General features: G+C 39.3%; 15 protein-coding genes. 7 read left to right on the top strand and 8 right to left on the bottom strand.

The genetic code is table 11. The features are described 5' to 3' along the window. Positions 1-15: 15 nt before the first annotated feature. The 3 genes from I5J82_RS04265 to I5J82_RS04275 are packed head-to-tail and all read right to left on the bottom strand — an operon-like array spanning position 16 to position 3,777. A complete protein-coding gene (locus I5J82_RS04265) occupies positions 16-1,143 on the bottom strand; it encodes a Ger(x)C family spore germination protein (protein WP_198766806.1) in 1,128 nt (375 codons plus the stop codon). Further along, entirely contained in the window at positions 1,140-2,237 is a 1,098-nt protein-coding gene (locus tag I5J82_RS04270) for a GerAB/ArcD/ProY family transporter (RefSeq protein ID WP_198766807.1), read from the bottom strand. The genes I5J82_RS04265 and I5J82_RS04270 overlap by 4 nt, the downstream gene beginning before the upstream one ends. Then, positions 2,230-3,777 (bottom strand): spore germination protein, encoded by a 1,548-nt coding sequence (locus tag I5J82_RS04275; RefSeq protein ID WP_408610408.1) that lies wholly within the window; start codon positions 3,775-3,777, stop codon positions 2,230-2,232. Before I5J82_RS04275 ends, I5J82_RS04270 begins: the two co-directional genes overlap by 8 nt. A 209-nt stretch (positions 3,778-3,986) precedes the next feature. Here I5J82_RS04275 and I5J82_RS04280 point away from each other — a divergent pair, with 209 nt between their 5' ends. Next, entirely contained in the window at positions 3,987-4,658 is a 672-nt protein-coding gene (locus I5J82_RS04280; protein WP_198766809.1) for a hypothetical protein, read from the top strand. 15 nt (positions 4,659-4,673) lie between these two features. Then, entirely contained in the window at positions 4,674-5,747 is a 1,074-nt protein-coding gene (locus I5J82_RS04285; protein ID WP_198766810.1) for an efflux RND transporter periplasmic adaptor subunit, read from the top strand. Positions 5,748-6,094: 347 nt separating this feature from the next. Here I5J82_RS04285 and I5J82_RS04290 read toward each other — a convergent pair whose 3' ends face one another. Then, on the bottom strand, positions 6,095-7,852 hold the full coding sequence (locus tag I5J82_RS04290; RefSeq protein ID WP_198766811.1) for a B12-binding domain-containing radical SAM protein: 1,758 nt from the start codon (positions 7,850-7,852) through the stop codon (positions 6,095-6,097). Between the two features lie 195 nt (positions 7,853-8,047). Here I5J82_RS04290 and I5J82_RS04295 point away from each other — a divergent pair, with 195 nt between their 5' ends. From I5J82_RS04295 to I5J82_RS04305, 3 genes are read left to right on the top strand one after another with little or no spacing between them, the layout of a single operon-like run. Further along, positions 8,048-8,932 carry a fumarylacetoacetate hydrolase family protein gene (locus I5J82_RS04295; protein ID WP_198766812.1) on the top strand — a complete coding sequence of 295 codons (885 nt, stop codon included), beginning with the start codon at positions 8,048-8,050 and terminating at the stop codon, positions 8,930-8,932. Positions 8,933-8,968: 36 nt separating this feature from the next. Beyond that, entirely contained in the window at positions 8,969-10,393 is a 1,425-nt protein-coding gene (locus I5J82_RS04300) for an NAD-dependent succinate-semialdehyde dehydrogenase (RefSeq protein ID WP_198766813.1), read from the top strand. A gap of 30 nt (positions 10,394-10,423) precedes the next feature. Next, a complete protein-coding gene (locus tag I5J82_RS04305; protein WP_198766814.1) occupies positions 10,424-11,212 on the top strand; it encodes an SDR family oxidoreductase in 789 nt (262 codons plus the stop codon). Positions 11,213-11,537: 325 nt separating this feature from the next. Here the strand turns inward: I5J82_RS04305 and I5J82_RS04310 are convergent, their stop codons facing one another. Further along, positions 11,538-12,746 carry an ornithine--oxo-acid transaminase gene (locus tag I5J82_RS04310; RefSeq protein ID WP_198766815.1) on the bottom strand — a complete coding sequence of 403 codons (1,209 nt, stop codon included), beginning with the start codon at positions 12,744-12,746 and terminating at the stop codon, positions 11,538-11,540. Positions 12,747-12,893: 147 nt separating this feature from the next. On the opposite strand from I5J82_RS04310, the gene I5J82_RS04315 reads away from it, so the two are divergent. After that, positions 12,894-13,250 carry a DUF1516 family protein gene (locus tag I5J82_RS04315; RefSeq protein ID WP_198766816.1) on the top strand — a complete coding sequence of 119 codons (357 nt, stop codon included), beginning with the start codon at positions 12,894-12,896 and terminating at the stop codon, positions 13,248-13,250. A 149-nt stretch (positions 13,251-13,399) separates the two neighbouring features. Then, positions 13,400-15,178, top strand: coding sequence for a sensor domain-containing protein (locus I5J82_RS04320; RefSeq protein WP_198766817.1), 1,779 nt, complete (start codon positions 13,400-13,402; stop codon positions 15,176-15,178). Positions 15,179-15,200: 22 nt separating this feature from the next. Here I5J82_RS04320 and I5J82_RS04325 read toward each other — a convergent pair whose 3' ends face one another. The 3 genes from I5J82_RS04325 to I5J82_RS04335 are packed head-to-tail and all read right to left on the bottom strand — an operon-like array spanning position 15,201 to position 18,839. Beyond that, entirely contained in the window at positions 15,201-16,238 is a 1,038-nt protein-coding gene (locus I5J82_RS04325; RefSeq protein WP_198766818.1) for an ABC transporter permease, read from the bottom strand. Beyond that, the gene (locus I5J82_RS04330; protein ID WP_198766819.1) at positions 16,219-17,724 is read right to left on the bottom strand and encodes a sugar ABC transporter ATP-binding protein; all 1,506 of its coding nucleotides are present in this window, start codon (positions 17,722-17,724) and stop codon (positions 16,219-16,221) included. The genes I5J82_RS04325 and I5J82_RS04330 overlap by 20 nt, the downstream gene beginning before the upstream one ends. After that, positions 17,721-18,839 (bottom strand): sugar ABC transporter substrate-binding protein, encoded by a 1,119-nt coding sequence (locus tag I5J82_RS04335; protein WP_198768911.1) that lies wholly within the window; start codon positions 18,837-18,839, stop codon positions 17,721-17,723. The genes I5J82_RS04330 and I5J82_RS04335 overlap by 4 nt, the downstream gene beginning before the upstream one ends. Position 18,840 lies beyond the last annotated feature (1 nt).

Here is an 18,840-nt window from a genome sequence, read left to right on the forward strand (position 1 = left end):
CCTTGAATCCTTTTTTTATTCTATGATTCCATGACCGATGACTTTAACATTCACTGAAGCGGTATAATCTATATTTGGATACTCTTTGTTCCAATTTAATTTTTTCCATGTTGGATGATGAAACGCTATAAGTTTTCTGCCAACTCCAAAAGCGTCACTGTTCATATCTTGCAGCTTTTTAAGAATGTTATTTGCATCCTTCGTTAATACCTTCGTTAGCTCTTGTTCGATGTTTTGAATTTTCTTTTTAGAAGTAAGATTATCCCTCGGATACTCTGTAATTACGACTTTCATATCAAGTTTAATATGAGCGGCTATCTTATCGTCAGGAGAAACATTCACAATGAAGGTCCGTTTATTCTTTTTTACTTTTATAGAGACATAATTCAAGATTCTGTCTTTATGTTTGTCTGTGATTTTTTTTGTTAATGACATGGAAGGATGCTTCTGTTTTCCGGTGAGCAACGTATACATAACCCCTTCGGCACCATAGATCTTCCCTACCATCTTATAGCCATGAAAAATGGCAATGCCATTAACAGATACATCATTCTTTTCTGAAACGAGATAAGGTAAAGCAAAATCTTGACCAGGATCAAACATAACGGGACATATTGTCTGAATATTTTCTGCTGGAACAATGGAAGCATTCTCTGCTGATCGCACAGATTCGTTTAAATATTGACCAATACCAACCGTGGTTTCTGTTTCTTCAAATTTTGAACTGATTACATCAGAAGCATTCCCTTTTGCTACGGCAATTCGTGCATTTAGAGCGGATTTAGGATCTCGGTAGAAAACATCTAGAATGTGATAGATGTCGTTTTCTGCAGCGCTTTCTCCTAGTATTACAATTAAGTTCTTAGAAGCTTCAACTTGTTCAGAAACTTTTCGATCTAATTTAATTCTACTCTGTCGAGCTGTGTTTCCAACAGCATAAAAGACTTGATTATTAACTTGACCTGCTCCTGTCTCAGTATTAATGGATTGAGGAATAGAAGCGGTGTTTCTTATTTTTCCATTTTTTAAAATATCGAAACCAGCCGCTCTAACTAGTTTAGTCTCGTTCAACTGTGTCTGATCCCAACAACCAGATAAAAATAGAAGACAGGATAAAAGAGAAATGGATATTATCCTTCTCATGTTGATGCAGCTCCTTTTTCTTTTCTCTTTTTGATAATAGCAATTAGCAATAAGCAGATTGGAAATAGAGCAGAAAAACTCAAGGCAGTCATACCGATTATTTTGGACCAAGTTTGAATATCAAGTTTACTTCCCGGAATTGAAGCGATTAGAGCACAAATAATTCCTACATAAGGAGCGGAAGATTTATGATGTTTCATTTTAAACAGCGTCTGTACTCCTTTTGCTGTAAAGAACAGATAACTAATGAGAGAAGTTGTAACGGATACAATCCATATAGAAAGAAAGATTAAATCGGTTCTTTCCAAGATTTTAAAAGAGAATGCTTTCAACATATACAGCACAGGCTCTGGAACAATAACAATTTCTACAGGATTGAAAAAGATATAAGTAGTAAATGTCACAAAACAATAGAAAAGAGTTACACATAATGAAGCATAAGACATAGCCTTCAACTTACTGTTCGATCTCCCTTGAGTATAAGCCAAAAATACGAGTGCTGTGTCGAACCCTAGCAAAGAGATCAATGCATCCGTAGAACCTGAAATAATGGTCTTTACACCTACCGCTCCGAGTGGAAAAGCATAAAGAAGATGAACGTCTGTATAGGCATATGCTACAAAGAAAAATAGTAAAAGTAGCATTGGAGAAACTAGCATCAAGAAACGGGCGATCTCTCGTGCCGTACATGTTACACAATAGACACAAGTAAGAGTTAATATTAAAATGACCACGAACCTTGGAGTGTGAAAGAAAATCCATTTTGATACGATGCTGTTGTACAGGATTAGAATAACAACACAAACAGAGAACAAATGAACAACGAATAAAATATTCAGAACAGCTCCGAGTTTCGTACCGACTATTTTAGGTATAAAATCAAAGATTGTTTGCTTAGGGTACATCTCGCATAGTTTCCAAATCGCAAGTATGGAGATCTGAATAAAGAGTCCTGCTAATAGTAAAGATATCCAGCCATCTGTTTTCGCTTTGGCGAACAATGTATATGGGAGTGAAAGGACTCCAACTCCAATCTGAGATTGGATAATGACAAAGAACAGCTGTCTATGAGTTATCGTATGGCTGCTATTCATGAGTCTCCCACTTTCTTGTATGATTATCTTCATCTTTTTTAATTGGCTTAATATCACTAGGACGAGAGTTCATCTTGAAAAATGGCAATCGAATGATTGTATCTTTTAAATCTCCTATTTTAAAAGGTGCAAGTGGTGCAAAGTATGGCGTACCAAAAGAATATAGACGACAAAGATGAAAGAACATGATAATCAATCCGAATACGATTCCTAAGAAACCAAATGTTGCGGCAGCTACCATAAAAGGAAAGCGTAATAAACGAACTGCCAAACTCATCTCGTTGGAAGGGACTGTGTAGGCAGCAATCGCGGTGGTAGCCACAACTATGATCATCAGGTTTGAAATGAGTCCTGCTTTTACAACTGCATCCCCAATTACTAAGCCTCCTACGATGGCAATGGTGGAACCAATCCTTGTCGGCAGACGAATAGCAGCTTCACGAATTAATTCGATCGTGAGCTCCATGACTAACGCCTCAAATAGTGGGGGATACGGAATATTTTCAAGTGAACTTTTCATCAAAAGGATGAGGGCAGATGGAATTACTTCGAAATGAAAAGAAACAATCGCTATATAAAAGGCTGGTAGACCGATTGCGATGAAAAAGCTGAACAATCGAATTAATCGGTAGAAACTTCCTAACATCCAGCGTTTGTTATAATCATCCGGTGTTTGAAAGAATACGAAAAAATTTACGGGAGCAAGGTTTACAGTCGGTGAGCTGTCATATAGTAAAGCTACTCTTCCTTCCATCAAGTTTGCAGCCACACGGTCAGGGCGTTCTGTACTTAATGTTTGCGGAAACAGACTAAAGGTCTTATCTTCAATACTTTCTTCAATATTTCCCGGAGTCATAACAGAATCCGCTTCAATCGAATTTATTCTTCGTTCAACTTCCTGAAGGATTTCAGGATTTGCAATATCAGACATATAAAGCATGGCAACATTCGTGTGTGTTTCTTTTCCCACTTTTAAATACTTTACTACAAGTTTTTGACTTTTAAGTCGTTTACGAATTAGGGCTATATTAGTTGACATACTCTCAATAAAGCCCTCATGAGAACCACGGATAACTGCCTCGTTGTCTGGTTCAGAGATGTCACGTTCTGTTTTAATGGGCGTGAATACAGAAAAATAACATGAAGAGTCTTTAGTAAATATCAATGTATACGACTGCAAGAGTAATTCTTGAATTTTTGTAAAATCCGTTTGTTTTTTAAAGTCAATATTAATTACTTTTTCGAAGGTACGAATGTCGATATCTTCGTCCAATTCAAAAAGTGGATTTAAAATTAAATCCTGAACTCTCTGTTTATCAATGATAGAATCTAAGAAAATTAGAGCTACTTCACTTTTGTCTGACGGCATTTTTATCATATGTGTTTGTAAATCTTCTGAATAAGAAAAACTCTTTTCAATGTCAGTCAAAAGATCATGAATTGACTGATGGTTAACATTCATATCCTGCTCAGGTTGAGAGTTTTTTACAGAATTCTTTTGAGAGGATGGACTAGACTTTTGATTTTTTTCTTCTTTCATAGTGATTTTCTGTTCTAGCAATTTTTTTGGTTTTTTAAAAAAAGTCATGATGAACATCATCCCGATTCGCAATAATTTGGTTTAGTTTTTGCTACCTCAACGTATTTATGCGGATAAGGTACTATTTTTCAAAAATGAGTCAGAAATTGTCATTATGAGTAAAAAATTGTGATAACATAGACAGAGATAAGAGAGAAGGGGGCGGCACCATGACAGGAAGAGCACAATTTATTCCTGCTTTAACAAAGCCGAATACATATTTTGCATTTTATAATGAGTGGAAAGATAAAGAAGGTTTTTGGATTCGTTTTTTTGCTATATTAGTCGCTAGCGGTTTGCTGCATGCACTTTCATTTTTTGCAGCGTTTCCATCGTTCAAAACAATTTCTTTTGTAGAGGCGGCAAAACTAAGTGGAGCGGAACTTGAGCTGTTGCGATATCTCGTCGCTGTAGTAGGCGGAGCTTGGGGATTGATCGTACCGTTCTTCGTCATAAATACAGGATCACTATTTTTATATTTTTTCTTCAGAGACATCGGATATAGAGCACTTTTTTATGTAATGACTACGGTATATCTTCTATTTATTATCGGACTTCTTTTCAAACTGCCAGTTCAGTTTGTAACAGGTGCTGAAGAAGTTGTTCAGCCGTTAGGATTCGGTTTTGCAGGTGTACTGTTCTTTAAGCATGGCTTTTGGCAAGAATTCTTAAACAGCATCAATATTTTTACAATCTGGGGCTCGGTTGTCATGTACTATGCACTTCGTCAACTATCGTTCAAAGAAAAGAATTACTGCCTCGTTGTTACGATAGGATTTGTTGTTGTTTTCATTTTATTATCTTCACTATACGCTGCATTAACTAGTGGACAGCTGATTTAAGGAGGAGACAAGCTTATGAATAAACTAAAATGGGTTGCTGCAGCTATTATGGTTGTCCTCCTGATCGTGATGAACATTGTGATTTTTGATAAAAAAGAATCTGCCGCTGTTGAAGCTCCAAGAGTTGAAACGGGCATATCTTTACAAAAAGACTTTACGAAAAAACACGAAACAACTGGTGTTGCTCAGTCTAAAAACACCTTTGAAATATATGAAAATGCATCTCTTGGTTCGATAAAAGAGGTGATGGTATCGAAAGGAGATACTGTTACTTCGGGTCAAACGTTAATTACGTATGAAAATCAAGAGATTGAAAAAGAACTTCGCAACTTGAAACGAGACAAAGAGGCAGCTGATGTAAGAAGTAGCCACTATTCAGGACAAATAAGTGACTGGAAAAATGAACTTTCGTCCTTTGATGAAGAAAAAGACAGTAAAGATGCTAAAGTGCTTCTTCAAGAGAAATTGGCAGAAGCTGAATTGCAAAGTGACTTGGCTGAAAATGAAAGTTCCGTCTTATCAGATGAAATATCTGACCTAGAAAAACAGCTTGATGATCTTAGTGTGAAAAGTCCAGCAGACGGTGTAGTTTCAGAACTAAATGCTGTTGGCGATGATGAATCTCTACTTACCATTGTAGGTCAAGGAAACTTTGAAATCGTTGCTAACATCGATCAAAAGATAGCTTCTCTCGTGAAAACAGGGGATTCGGTTCAAATAAAATCCAATGGCGAAAAGATGCTGAAGGGTACGGTTCAAACTGTATTGCCATCTAATCAGGATAACTTTAAGTTAACCGTACTTGTTGAGGATGAAGCCCCTTGGGTTGAAGGACAAACAGCTACAATCATCGTAACAGAAAAGCTAGCAGAAAAAGCGATTAGCGTGCCTAAACAAGCCATCTTAAAAGACGATGGGAAAATGTATGTGTTAATCATTGTGAAAAACAAATTGTATAAGCTGAACGTTTCAACTGGTCTTGAGCAAAAGGGTAACGTGCAGATTACAAAGGGGCTTAAAAACGGTCAGGTTGTCGTACTGAATCCTTCGCCTGTATATGTTTCAGGGCAACCGGTCTTGAAAAAGTAATTATTTTTCATGGCTGTTTCGTATACATTGGAGTTCTCGAAAGTAGTTGATTTCCGCTCCAGGTTGCATGCTTTCCACGGAGCGAACGGTGAGCCTCCTGCCGCTATGCGCCATTAGGAGTCTCACCTGATCGCTCGTCCCGTAGGAGTCAGCAACCTTGCGCTCCAACCAACTTGTCAATGATGCTTTTTTATAGTTCAAAAGCAAGAATCTTAAGAATAGACCCTTTGACAAAAACACTAACTGCGATAGGGAATGGGTTATACACGTTCTATCTACCTACTTCAATAAAGAAGATAAAAACTGAACCTTTGATAGCAAAGAAGAATACAAAAAAGGATGCGATTTTACGCATCCTTTTTTGTTAGCAATGACTTTTTAGCTGCTGTGAAAACTTTGGTTGATTGTTGTTTAGGATCAAATAATGCGATGAGTAAGAAATCTTTCTCACCATTTGGTTCTAGCTGATCACATAGTGGATCAACCGCAGTTTCTGTGACAAACGCGTGTTTATGCATATCTTTCTCAGAAAGAACAGGAAACCCATCAATCATTTCTGGATATTGAGCGAGCAGCGAAAGCACTCTTGATGTTTCTTCTTTGTTCTGCGTATTTTCCCACCATGGTTTACGTGGTTTGAACTGTTGTCTTTCCAAATAATCGAGTTTCATCAGGCTTTCTGCAACAGGAAGTGCATGTGGTGCAGCTTCAGTTAAGAATGAGATCAATCGGGTATACAAGTCTTCTAACTGATGACCGATTCTTGACCATCCACGCGTTTCCCAATATGTCCCGAATTCTTGGAAGAAATCAAAAGGTGAGTCAAATACATGGTGTATTAAATATTTTACGGTATGATCCATTCGATGGTCGTTCCAATATTTCTCTAATACGTCTTCAACTTGTTTAATACGGATAATTTCATCAAACGTTAGAACGTTATTCCCTAATATCTCATATGGAGAGTGATCCATATACACGTAGTCATGCTTTTCTGCTGTTAATCGTAGTCCTGTTCCTCGTAACATCTTTAAGAAGCCTAACTGAACTTCTTCGATGCCAAAAGCGAAAACATCATTAAATGTCTTTCTAAACGAGTTATAATCTTCCTCAGGTAAGCCTGCAATCAAATCTAGATGCTGAACGATCTTCCCGCCATCGCGTACAGTTGTTACGGTACGAGTCAGCTTTTCAAAATTCTGTCGTCGTTGTACCAATTCGTTTACAGCGTCGTTTGTTGATTGAACACCGATCTCAAAACGGAACAAACCTTTTGGTGCATGTTCATTTAGATAATCGATCACTTCCGGTCTCATGATATCAGCAGTGATCTCAAACTGAAAAACAACACCCGGTCTTCTGTTTTCAATTAAGAATGAAAACATATCGAGTGCATAATCTCTGCGAATGTTAAACGTTCTGTCCACAAACTTAATAATCTTTGCACCGTTATCCATCAAAAAGATCAAATCGTCTTTAACGAGCTTTGGATCAAAATATCGAACACCAACTTCAATCGAAGACAAGCAGAACGCACATGAGTATGGACAGCCACGGCTTGTCTCAAAATAAGTGATCCGTTTTGATAAAGACTGGATATCTTCTTCGAAGCGGAATGGAGATGGGACAGTCTTTAAGTCCAATTTTTCTCGAGGACCGTTAATTTTAGGTTTTCCTTCTTTTCGATATGCCAGTCCAGCTACAGATTCAAAGCCACCATCATTTTGAATCTGAGTTAGCAAGTGTTTAAACGTTTCCTCGCCTTCATTTACAACAATAAAGTCTACTTCCGGAATCTTTTCGAGCCAGTGAGCCACATCATAAGATACTTCAGGACCACCTAAAACGATCTTCGTTTCTGGTTTGATCTTTTTAAACATCTGGATGACTTTAATCGTCTCTTCAATGTTCCAAATATAGCAGCTGAATCCAAGAACATCTGGGTTTTGACTATAAAGATCGGTCACGATATTAAGAGATGGATCTTTGATCGTGAACTCTCGAATCGTTACAGGAAAATCAGGCTCGCTATATGCTTTTAAATAGCGCAGCGCAAGGCAAGTGTGTATATATTTAGCATTTAACGTACTTAGTACAGTTTTCATAATTTAATAACCTCATTACTGTTACCCATCAGTTGGGCGTTTTAGATGACAAACTATTTTACCATATTTTAAAAAGAATCAAAAACGAGTATTGTGTTTTTCAAACAGCAAATTTCTTTACGGTACAAAGTCAGAACCGATATAGTAATAATAATTACTTTTGTAAGCGTTTATTAAAGGAGGAATCAGGTTATTGTGAAATGGGTTACAGCTGTTAAAAATAACAAGTGCTTCATAGGCCTCGTACGAGATGAAAAGATTATAAATGTATCAGAGCTCGCGGAAAACAGCGAGATGGAGTTCCCTTCAACCCTACTCGAGGCAATTACTCTTGGTGACGAATTTTTAGAGAAGGTAGGGAGCTTGATTCACTCTAATCTAGTACCAAACCATACATACGAACTCAATAAGATCCAATTAAAAGCACCGATTCCCCGTCCAGGGAAAAATGTATTTTGCATCGGGAAAAATTACCGCGATCATGCGATTGAGATGGGAAGTGAAGCAGACATTCCGGAAGATATCATGGTGTTTTCAAAAGCACCCACGTCTGTCATCGGTCATGATGAAGGGATTCCCAGTCATTCTTCTATAACCAATCAACTAGATTATGAAGGTGAGTTAGCTATAATTATGGGCAAAACGGGTACGAGTATAAAGAAGGAAGAAGCGATGGATTACGTTTTTGGTTTTACGATCATCAACGATATTACGGCTCGTGATCTTCAGCAAAAACATAAACAATTTTTACTCGGAAAAAGTCTGAATGGTACTTGCCCGATGGGGCCATGGATTGTTCATCACTCTGACGTATCAAACCCGAACAACCTTTCCATTGTGACAAAAGTGAACGGAGAGATTAGACAGAACGGAAACACATCTGATCTTATCTTTGACATACCGACGATGATCACCGAGCTTTCAAAAGGCATGACCCTTGAAGCCGGAGATATTATCGCAACAGGTACACCTGCTGGAGTAGGTAAAGGCATGAAACCTCCTGTTTTTTTAAAGCCTGGAGATTCAATCGAGATCTCAATTGAAGGAATCGGGACACTTCGTAATGAAATAGTAGAATGAAGTCGAATTAACTAGTTACATAGAGGAGGAATTCACATGGAAAAGCTGCTTTATATTAACGGTGAATGGACAGGAAATTCTCTTGAAAAAATAGAGGTATATAACCCTGCTAACGGTGAAGTGGTCGGGACTGTAGCATCTTGTGGAAAAGAAGAAACAGATGCTGCGATCGATGCAGCGCACGAAGCATTTCCGAGCTGGTCAAAGTTAACCGCTTATGAGCGCGCTGACTATCTTATGAAACTGCATGACTTAATGATCGAACAAAAAGATGAACTAGCAGAGCTAATGACTCTTGAGATGGGAAAACCGTTAAAAGAATCTGTAGGCGAAGTGTTGTATGCCGCATCTTTTATTAAGTGGTATGCAGAAGAAGGAAAGCGTATCTACGGCCGTACGATTCCTTCAAGTGCTGAAAATAAAAGAATGCAAGTTTTACGTCAGCCTGTTGGGGTAGTTGCGGCCATCACGCCATGGAACTTCCCAGCAGCAATGATCACAAGAAAGCTCGGTCCTGCACTGGCTGCAGGCTGTACGTTTATCGTAAAACCACCAAAGGAAACGCCACTTACAGCGATTAAGTTAGTAGAATTAGCACATCAAGCAGGCTTTCCAAAAGGCGTCATCAATCTTGTAACAGGATCTTCTTCTGTGATCGGCAAAGCCATTATGGATTCTGAGAAAGTAAGAAAAGTGACTTTTACAGGCTCTACTGAGATCGGAAAGAAATTGATCGAGCAAAGTGCCGCAACTGTGAAGAATGTTTCTATGGAACTAGGTGGACATGCTCCAGCCGTTGTTCTTGAGGATGCAGACTTAAATAAAGCAGTCGCTGGAATAGTAGCTTCTAAGTTTCGTAACGCAGGTCAAACGTGTATCTGTATTAACCGAGTATACGTGCAAGAAAGTGTATATGAAGAGTTTGTAGAACGAGTGGCTGTTGAAGCAAAGAAACTAAAAGTAGGAAACGGATTGGAAGAAGGTACAGATATCGGTCCGATCATTAACAAAGATGGATATGAAAAAATTTCTGAGCACGTGGAAAACGCTGTTTCAAATGGTGCACAGTGTGTAACAGGAGGAAAAGGAAGAGCTGAGGATGGAGGTTATTATTACGAGCCGACCGTCCTAAAAAATGTTTCACAAGATATGCTCATCATGAATGAAGAAACGTTTGGTCCAGTCATACCGATCCATAAGATCAGCAGTGTTGAAGAAGGTATCCGCCTTGCTAACACAAGTCCTTTTGGATTGGCGGCGTATGTTTATACGGAAAGCATGTCCAAAGGAACTCAGGTTGTTGAAGGTTTAGATTACGGAATCATCGGCTGGAACGATGGTGTTCCGTCTGCTGCACAAGCACCTTTCGGCGGTATGAAAGAGAGCGGTCTTGGTCGTGAAGGTGGAGTGGAAGGTATGGAAGCTTATCTAGAAACGAAATACGTAAGTTTCGTCTTATAAAATCTCTCTAAGAAACCAGGTGAATGTGATATGGATTTAGGGTTAAAAGGAAAAAATGTACTTGTCCTTGCTTCAAGTAAAGGGCTTGGAAAAGCTTGCGCACTGGAATTTGCGCGAGAAGGTGCGAACGTGATGCTGACAAGCCGAGATGAAGAACAGCTTTCTCTAACTGCTGAAGAGATAAAGCGTGAAACAGGTGCGGATGTTTTCTATAAAAAATGTGACATCACACAGCGTAATGAGATCGATGAGCTTGTAGCCGCAGCAGTAGAGAAGTTTGGCAGTGTGGACGTGCTCGTGAACAATGCAGGTGGTCCTCCTGCAGGTACATTTAATGATTTTGAAGATGAGCACTGGCAGGGAGCATTCGAGTTAACGCTACTCAGTCTTGTTCGTACCGTTCGTGCGGTTACTCCTAACATGATCAAAAAAGGCGGAGGACGCATCGTGAACATTGCTTCATCTTCCTTTAAACAGCCAATCGATGGGCTCATCTTATCAAACACTTTCCGAACAGCGATTAATGGATTATCAAAGAGTCTTTCACAAGAGTTGGGAAAAGATGGTATTCTCATTAATACGATTGGTCCGGGGCGCATCGGAACAGATCGAGTAGGTGAATTAGATCAAATGATGGCTGATAAAAAAGGAGTTTCACGGGACGAGGTTAGGAATACGATGGAAAGTGGTATCCCACTTGGTCGATACGGGGAACCTGCAGAGTTTGCAAAGATGGTCGTGTTTCTATGCTCTGGCGCAAACACATATATCACTGGTCAGTCATTGTTGATTGATGGCGGAATGGTGAAAGCTCTATAAAAGTTTGGACGTAAAGAAGCAGCCGGTGGTAGGCTGCTTCTTTACGTATATGTAAGGGGTATAATGCAAGATGGAATTTGTCGAGGATTGTAGACTCGTGGATATATCGCTAAAAGTCTTTGATTAGAGGTCAAATCTCGTGGATTAACAGTCAAAACTTTTGGATTGGGCCCTATTTTTTGTGGATTCAATATCGCTAGTACTGCTTAATACCCCATGTGGTATCATTTGAAAACGGTTTTGGCACCGAAAACTGAACTCAAATGACTTCTTTTATGCTAAAAAACAAAAGAGCTGACCGCATAGAGTCAGCTCTTCATAAAAATTAAACAGAAAGTACCTTTTTAATGCGTTCGATCGCCCAATCCAGATCTTCATCAGAAATGATTAATGGTGGTGCGAAACGAATAACGTTTTCATGTGTTTCTTTACATAACAAGCCTTGCTCTTTTAAACGCTCACAATAAGGTCGTGCTGGTTCGTTTAATTCAACACCGATAAACAGACCTTTACCGCGGACTTCTTTGATTACTGGATTATCAATCTTCTTTAACTCGCCTAAGAAATATTCACCAAGTTTCAGAGAACGCTCAACTAAGTTTTCTTCTACAAGCACGTCTACAGAAGCGACAGATACCGCACAAGAGAGTGGGTTTCCACCGAAAGTTGATCCGTGAGATCCAGGATTGAACACGCCGAGAATTTCGCGATTTGCTGCTACACATGAGATCGGCATTACGCCGCCGCCAAGTGCTTTTCCTAAGATGTACATATCTGGCTCGATCTCTTCCCAGTCACAAGCAAACATCTTACCAGAACGCCCAAGTCCAGATTGAATTTCATCAGCTACAAAAAGTACATTTTCAGACTTACAAACGTCAAGCGCTTCCTTCAAGAAACCTTCACGTGGAATAACAATTCCAGCTTCACCTTGGATCGGCTCTAGAATGAAAGCTGCTGTGTTAGGTGTGATTGCAGCCTTCAGCGCGTCTAAGTCACCATAAGGGATCACTTTGATTCCAGGAAGCATCGGACCAAATCCACGTTGGTAATCGGGATCAGATGACATGGATACGGCTGTCATTGTACGACCATGAAAGTTTCCTTCACATACGATGATTTCCGCTTGATTATCTGCAACACCTTTTACATCGTATGCCCAGCGGCGGACTGCTTTAATAGCCGTTTCAACAGCTTCAGCACCTGTGTTCATCGGTAATACCATATCTTTTTTAGTTAAACTTGATACTTTTTCATAAAAGTCTCCAAGTTGATCGTTATGGAATGCACGTGATGTTAGTGTTACTTTGTCTGCCTGGTCTTTTAGTGCTTGAATGATCTTAGGATGTCGATGTCCTTGATTTACCGCAGAGTATGCACTTAGCATGTCCATGTAGCGGTTATTTTCAGGATCTGTTACCCATACACCTTCAGCTACCGAGATAACGATAGGAAGTGGATGATAGTTTTGTGCACCATATTGTTCCGTTTTTGAAATTACAGTTTCCGTATTTTTCGTTTCTGTCTGTTTCAAAGGAAACACCTCTATTCTGCAAGATTTCTCACATTGCTATTATAGCAATGAAAGTGCTTACTTTACAGGGGAAACTCTTTTGATTGCCTTGTTCTAGGGAGTTCGTGGTATAGTAATATGGAGAATTATACATAGGAGGATATATTTATGATTCATGCTCACGTAACATCTTGGTTCCTGGCGTTAATTTTGTTTTTTGTAACGTATATGCTATACAAAAAAAATGCCGGAAAAAAATCAAAAATTTTGCATATGATTCTGCGAGTTTTGTACTTAGCGATCCTGGCAACAGGTGGCCACATGCTTGCTGGCTATTTAACGGACCCAGGTATTGTTAATCAAGGGCCGATTATTATTAAAGGAACTTTAGGAGTTGTCCTCATTGGATTGATGGAAATCATCCTTGTACAAAAAAAACGTGGTGAAAGCCGCTTGCTCAATTGGGTGTTTTTCTGGATTACTTTATTATTAGTGCTATTTTACGGTTATTCCGTTCTTGGTTAATGCGTTCTAAGTCGCCTTTTAAAGGGCGGCTTTTTTAATTGGATAAAATAACCATAGTTTGTTTTATTAACAATGCCTACTGTACACCGATATAAATGGTAGCACGTATCATTTTATAAATTGGTTCATTGGACAGATGAGGTGTAAGAATGAAAGAGATGGATGAATATTTAGCGCTGTCTCATTTAATTAAGATGAATTCGAAAGAGATGGAAGAGCTTAATGATAATCTAATTGAATCTGAACAGCGCTATAAGTCGTTGTTCAACCATAATCCAGATATGATCTATTCCATGGATTTAAGGGGATACATAACGAGTGTAAATCATGCGCTCGTCCAGTCCTTAGAGTATTCAGAAGAAGAGTTACTCTCAACCCACGCGCTGCAATTTGTATGTGATGAAGACCATAAACGGGTTGTTGAACACTTCAGGATCGCCGTACATGATAAACCACAAAATTTTGTTGCGAGTATTAAGAAAAAAGATGGCGGTCACATTTTAAGCAGCATCACGAACATTCCAATTGTCGTGAACGATCAAGTAGTTGGTGTATATGGGATCGGAAAGAACATTACATGGCAGAAGAAAGCGGAAGAAGAGATCGAACAGCTAGCATTTCACGACTCGTTAACTGGTTTACCAAACCGAAGTTTATTCGAAAAAAGGTTAAGAGAGCTGGTTTCTGATAGTGATCATTCAAACCATTTATTAGCTGTAATGTTTGTCGATATCGATCATTTTAAAATCATTAATGAGAGTCTGGGTCACCATATCGGCGACGTTGTGTTAAGGCACGTAAGCAATCAGCTTAGACAGGTGATTCATAGTCAAGACTTGTTATGCCGTTTTGCTGGAGATTTGTTCACTTTAATCTTAATGATTGAAAAGCCAGCAGACGTCATCGATACAGCAGATCGGATAGAAGAAGCACTACAATTGCCGATTTATCTAGATGGCCAAGAGTATACCGTTAGTACATCGATTGGTGTAAGCATCTACCCAAATGATAGCACGAGTGCAGATGTTCTCATTAAGAATGCTGACACCGCTCTGCATAAAGCAAAAGAAAAGGGCAGGGGTAAACGAGAATTTTTTACTGGTGATATGAACGCATTCACACTTGAGCGACTAAAGCTAGAAGGCTTTTTGCGAAAGGCTGTTCAAAAGGGTGAACTTGAACCCTATTTTCAGCCTCAATATTGTTTGAAAACGGAAAGAATCATTGGATTCGAGGCACTTGTAAGATGGAATCATCCTGAATTAGGGCTAGTCTCTCCGATGCAGTTTATACCCTTAGCAGAAGAGATCGGACTTATTGATGAGATTGGTCGCTTTGTTCTATTCGAATCGTGCAAACAACTAAAACGATGGCATGATAATGGAGCTCCTTATCTGTCTGTCTCTGTTAATGTTTCGGGTAGACAGTTTCAAAGATTATCATTTGTATATGAAGTAAAAGAAGCGATCGAGACGGCTGGAATTTCTGCAGAATACCTACATTTAGAATTAACAGAGAGTACGATGATTCAAAATGTACAATACAGCATTAGCATCATGCAGGAATTAAGAGAGCTAGGTGTTCGGTTATCAATCGACGATTTTGGTACTGGTTACAGTTCTCTTAGTTATTTAAAAGATTTCCCAGTTGATTATTTAAAAATTGATCAAAGCTTTATCAGACATCTTAGTGATGACTTTTTTAACACAAGTGATGCAGCGATCATTAAAGCAATTATCATGATGTGTGAAGGACTATCACTTTCAACAGTGGCAGAAGGTGTAGAAACATATGAACAGATGAAATTACTTCAAGAATATGGCTGTCATACTGCACAAGGCTACATAATCAGTAAGCCTATGCCTGTTTGTGAAGCGACTGAGTTCTTAAAGAAGTTTCTGTCAGCAAAAAACAGCACAACTCCATAAAGAGTGTGCTGTTTTTTTCGTTTTATTTTTTCTTTTCATAATACATAAACGCAAGGGCGCCAATCAGTATAGAACCTTTTACTATATCTTGTGCGTAGTACGGTACGTTCAGCATCGTTAAACCATTAAGGAGTATACCGATTAAAACCGCACCAACAAAAGTACCGATCACGTTCGGTTTACCTGCACCAAATACAGAAAAACCAATAAAAGCAGCTGCAACGCCGTCCATCAACAAAGGCGCACCAGCAGAGACTTGACCTGTACCGATTCTAGCGGCTAACAAGATACCCGCAAGAGTGGCAAAGAAAGCAGATAAAAGGTAAGCATACATCTTGTAACGCTGAACAGGCACACCGGATAATCGGGCTGCTTCTTCATTTCCGCCTGTAATATACAATAATCTGCCAAAACGAGTCTGCTGTAGGATGACATGAACGACAATAACGGCGATCAGCATGATGATGACAGGTACCGGAACAGACCATATTTCACCTTGACCGATAAATAAGAAAGAAGGAAGGAAAACGCCAGGAGCTGTTCCACCTTCTGATAAGGGCATATTGTTGTAGATTGAAAATCCTTTAGTGAATGTAAGGTGCAAACCATTGATTATATACATAACAGCAAGTGTTGCGAGAAGGTCTGGTAGCCTCACTTTTACAACGAAGAACGAGTTTAATAGACCTACTAATAAACCAATTGCAATCGGGATGAGAATGGCGATGATTGTTTCTTGGCGATAGAGAACGAGAGCAGCAGCACTCGTAACGGTCGCAAGGCTAGCCGTTGATCCGACAGAAAGGTCAAAACCACCAACGATTAGAGAGATGGTTACACCGATTGCGAGCAATGTAATAATAGAAACAGAGCGTAAGATATCCGTAAAGTTTTGATAGCTTAGAAACTTATCGTTTGCTAGACTAAAGCCAATAACAGTTAATAATATGACAAGAAGTGTGCCATATCGGTAAAGAAAAGGAAAAATCTTTTCTTGAAATGAGAGTTTTGTGGTGTTTATATCGTTCTCAACGTGTTCTTTATGAACGTACTGTGCCATAATGACCTCCAGTTGCATAGTGCATAATTTTTTCAGTTGTAGCTTCTTTTTTGTTCAATTCTCCAGCAATTTTCCCATCGTACATGACAAGGATACGGTCACAAAAAGCGAGCAGTTCTTGTATCTCACTCGTAAAATAGAGAACTCCTTTTTTGTTAGCGGCTAGGTTCTTGATACATTGAAACACATCTTGCTTAGCTCCAACATCAATACCTTTAGTCGGCTCATCGAAAATAAATACATCTCCGTCTGTAAGAAGCCATTTACCGATCGATGCTTTTTGTTGATTGCCTCCACTTAAATGGTTCAGCAGAAGAGACGATTTTTGTGTCTTGATCCCGAGCTGTTTAATCCATTTTTCAGCTTCAGTTTTTTCTTGTTTTCTTTGGATGAAACCAAACTTTGTAAACTGTTTCAAGACAGGTAGTGTTAAGTTTTCAACCACATTATAATCAACGAGTATCCCTTCTTTCCGGCGTTCTTCTGGAACAAATCCGATACCGGCTGATATGGCTTTTTGAGGGTTAGGTATTCTTACTTTTTTACCTTTAATGTAAAGAGAATCCTTGGACGGATCTGCACCAAACAATGCTCTGGCTGTTTCCGTCTTTCCGGCACCTACTAATCCGGCAACTCCAACAATTTCACCTTCTCGAACAGAAAGAGTCACAGATTCACCTGTTGATGGAACTCTGAACTGTGTGACTTCTAAAAGGGTATCACCAAGTATTCTATCTTCTTCATCGTTCAATAGTTCAACTAGTTCATTGCCTAGCATCGCACGTACTATTTCTTCAGAAGAGCAATTAGATGTTTCCTTTTGAAGAGTCACATATCCATCTTTTAGAACCGTTACTCTTGTCGACAACTCCATGATTTCAGGTAAGCGATGAGAAATATAGATAATGCCAACATCTTGCTTCTGAAGTTCCCGTAGTACAGAGAACAAGTGTTGAGCTTCTTTCGTACTAAGTGCGGCTGTAGGTTCATCTAGAATAATAAAAGAGATGTCTTCGGAAATTGCTTTGGCAATGAGTACTAATTGTTTTTCAGCTAAAGAGCAATGAGAGAGAGGAAGGGCAGGGTCAAGGTGTAGACCAACTCTGTTCAATAGCTCACGAGCTAATTTATATCTTTTTTTCCAAGAGAAAAAGGCTGGGCCTGAGATGAAAGTATTTATTGTAACGTTCTCTGCAATGCTTAATGAGGAAACGAGAGCGGTATCCACTTCTTGAACGACCATCTCGATGCCAGCCTCTTTTGCATGAGCTGGTGTTTTAAGGGTCAGCTCTTTTTCATCCAGTGTGATAACACCGCCATCACGTTCATAATCACCAGACAGTATCTTCATGAGTGTACTTTTACCTGCACCATTTGCACCTAAAAGAGCATGGACCTCACCGCTTTTCACGGTAAAGTCCACTCCTTTTAATACAATCTGTTCACCAAACGATTTTTGTATAGAAGTTAATGAGAGTATCGTCATTGTTTATTATCCTTACTTAAGTTTTCCATCCATGGTGATGTTCCTGCATCAGATTTGCCCCAGCCTTCCACATACTTACCGATCTCATCCATGGAAACCTTAGATTTTGGCAAATCATCTTTTTCAACAAGGTGAGGCTGCACACTATAGATTTGAGGCGTTTCTTCACCAGCTACTTTTTGATAGAGAAAGCGCACTTGCAGCTTTCCAACATCAGCAGGATCAGTTGCCGCTGTGGAAACCCAAGGGCTGTTTGCTTCTTGCATCAATTGCAGATCTTCGTCACTTAAGTCGATACCATATACTTTAATCTCATCACGTCCAGCTTGTTGGATCGCACGAGTTACACCTTTAGCGAATTCGTCCCAAGGAGCAAATACAGCATCAATGTCACCTTTTTTAGGATATTTTTGCAGCAGAGCTTCCATTTGTGATTGCGTATCAAGCGCTGTATTCTGTGTTGCGGTACCAAATCGAGCGATCTCTTTAATCGAAGGATAACGTTTCTTAAAAGCTTCATACATGACGTTTCTTCGTTCCATCGGTGTAAACCCGCCAACCCAAACGTATACGATTTCTCCTTTGCCGTTCAGATCTTGTGCCATGCTTCTTAAAGCATTCCAAGAAAGGCTATAGTCATCCTGATCGATGACTGTTACTCCTGGTATGTTGATATCACTGTCAAAAGCGACTACTGGAATTCCTGCTGCGACTGCTTTTTTTACACTTGGAGCAATAGCATCAGCACGACCATGATCGATTAAGATTCCATCAACTTGCTGGTTAACGGCGGTTTCAACATATGCTGCCATTTTTGAAAGATCGTTATCAGCGTTGTAGATCTGCACCTCACCGCCGAATTCTTCAACTTGCTTCTTTACGCCACTAATATATTGAGAAGAAAAAGTTCCAATAGAGAACTGATTAATCGAAGCGATTTTTAAAGGTTTTTGAAGCTGTTCTGGAACTTTGCTTGACGTTGAAGCAGTATTTTTTTGTTTTGATTGTGACTCGTTTGCAGTGGCCGGTTTTGTTTCTGTTTTGTTGGAAAGAGCATCTTGTTCATTGGTACATCCTGTTAAGAACAAGGCAGTAGTAAGGCAAGCGGTTGCCATA

The organism is Fictibacillus halophilus (assembly GCF_016401385.1).
Lineage (GTDB): Bacteria > Bacillota > Bacilli > Bacillales > Fictibacillaceae > Fictibacillus > Fictibacillus halophilus.

Coding starts and splice junctions, on each gene's coding strand:
- I5J82_RS04265 (WP_198766806.1), bottom strand. CDS start 1,143: ATGAGAAGGATAATATCCATTTCTCTTTTATCCTGTCTTCTATTTTTA.
- I5J82_RS04270 (WP_198766807.1), bottom strand. CDS start 2,237: ATGAATAGCAGCCATACGATAACTCATAGACAGCTGTTCTTTGTCATT.
- I5J82_RS04275 (WP_408610408.1), bottom strand. CDS start 3,777: ATGAAAGAAGAAAAAAATCAAAAGTCTAGTCCATCCTCTCAAAAGAAT.
- I5J82_RS04280 (WP_198766809.1), top strand. CDS start 3,987: ATGACAGGAAGAGCACAATTTATTCCTGCTTTAACAAAGCCGAATACA.
- I5J82_RS04285 (WP_198766810.1), top strand. CDS start 4,674: ATGAATAAACTAAAATGGGTTGCTGCAGCTATTATGGTTGTCCTCCTG.
- I5J82_RS04290 (WP_198766811.1), bottom strand. CDS start 7,852: ATGAAAACTGTACTAAGTACGTTAAATGCTAAATATATACACACTTGC.
- I5J82_RS04300 (WP_198766813.1), top strand. CDS start 8,969: ATGGAAAAGCTGCTTTATATTAACGGTGAATGGACAGGAAATTCTCTT.
- I5J82_RS04305 (WP_198766814.1), top strand. CDS start 10,424: ATGGATTTAGGGTTAAAAGGAAAAAATGTACTTGTCCTTGCTTCAAGT.
- I5J82_RS04315 (WP_198766816.1), top strand. CDS start 12,894: ATGATTCATGCTCACGTAACATCTTGGTTCCTGGCGTTAATTTTGTTT.
- I5J82_RS04320 (WP_198766817.1), top strand. CDS start 13,400: ATGAAAGAGATGGATGAATATTTAGCGCTGTCTCATTTAATTAAGATG.
- I5J82_RS04325 (WP_198766818.1), bottom strand. CDS start 16,238: ATGGCACAGTACGTTCATAAAGAACACGTTGAGAACGATATAAACACC.
- I5J82_RS04330 (WP_198766819.1), bottom strand. CDS start 17,724: ATGACGATACTCTCATTAACTTCTATACAAAAATCGTTTGGTGAACAG.
- I5J82_RS04335 (WP_198768911.1), bottom strand. CDS start 18,839: ATGGCAACCGCTTGCCTTACTACTGCCTTGTTCTTAACAGGATGTACC.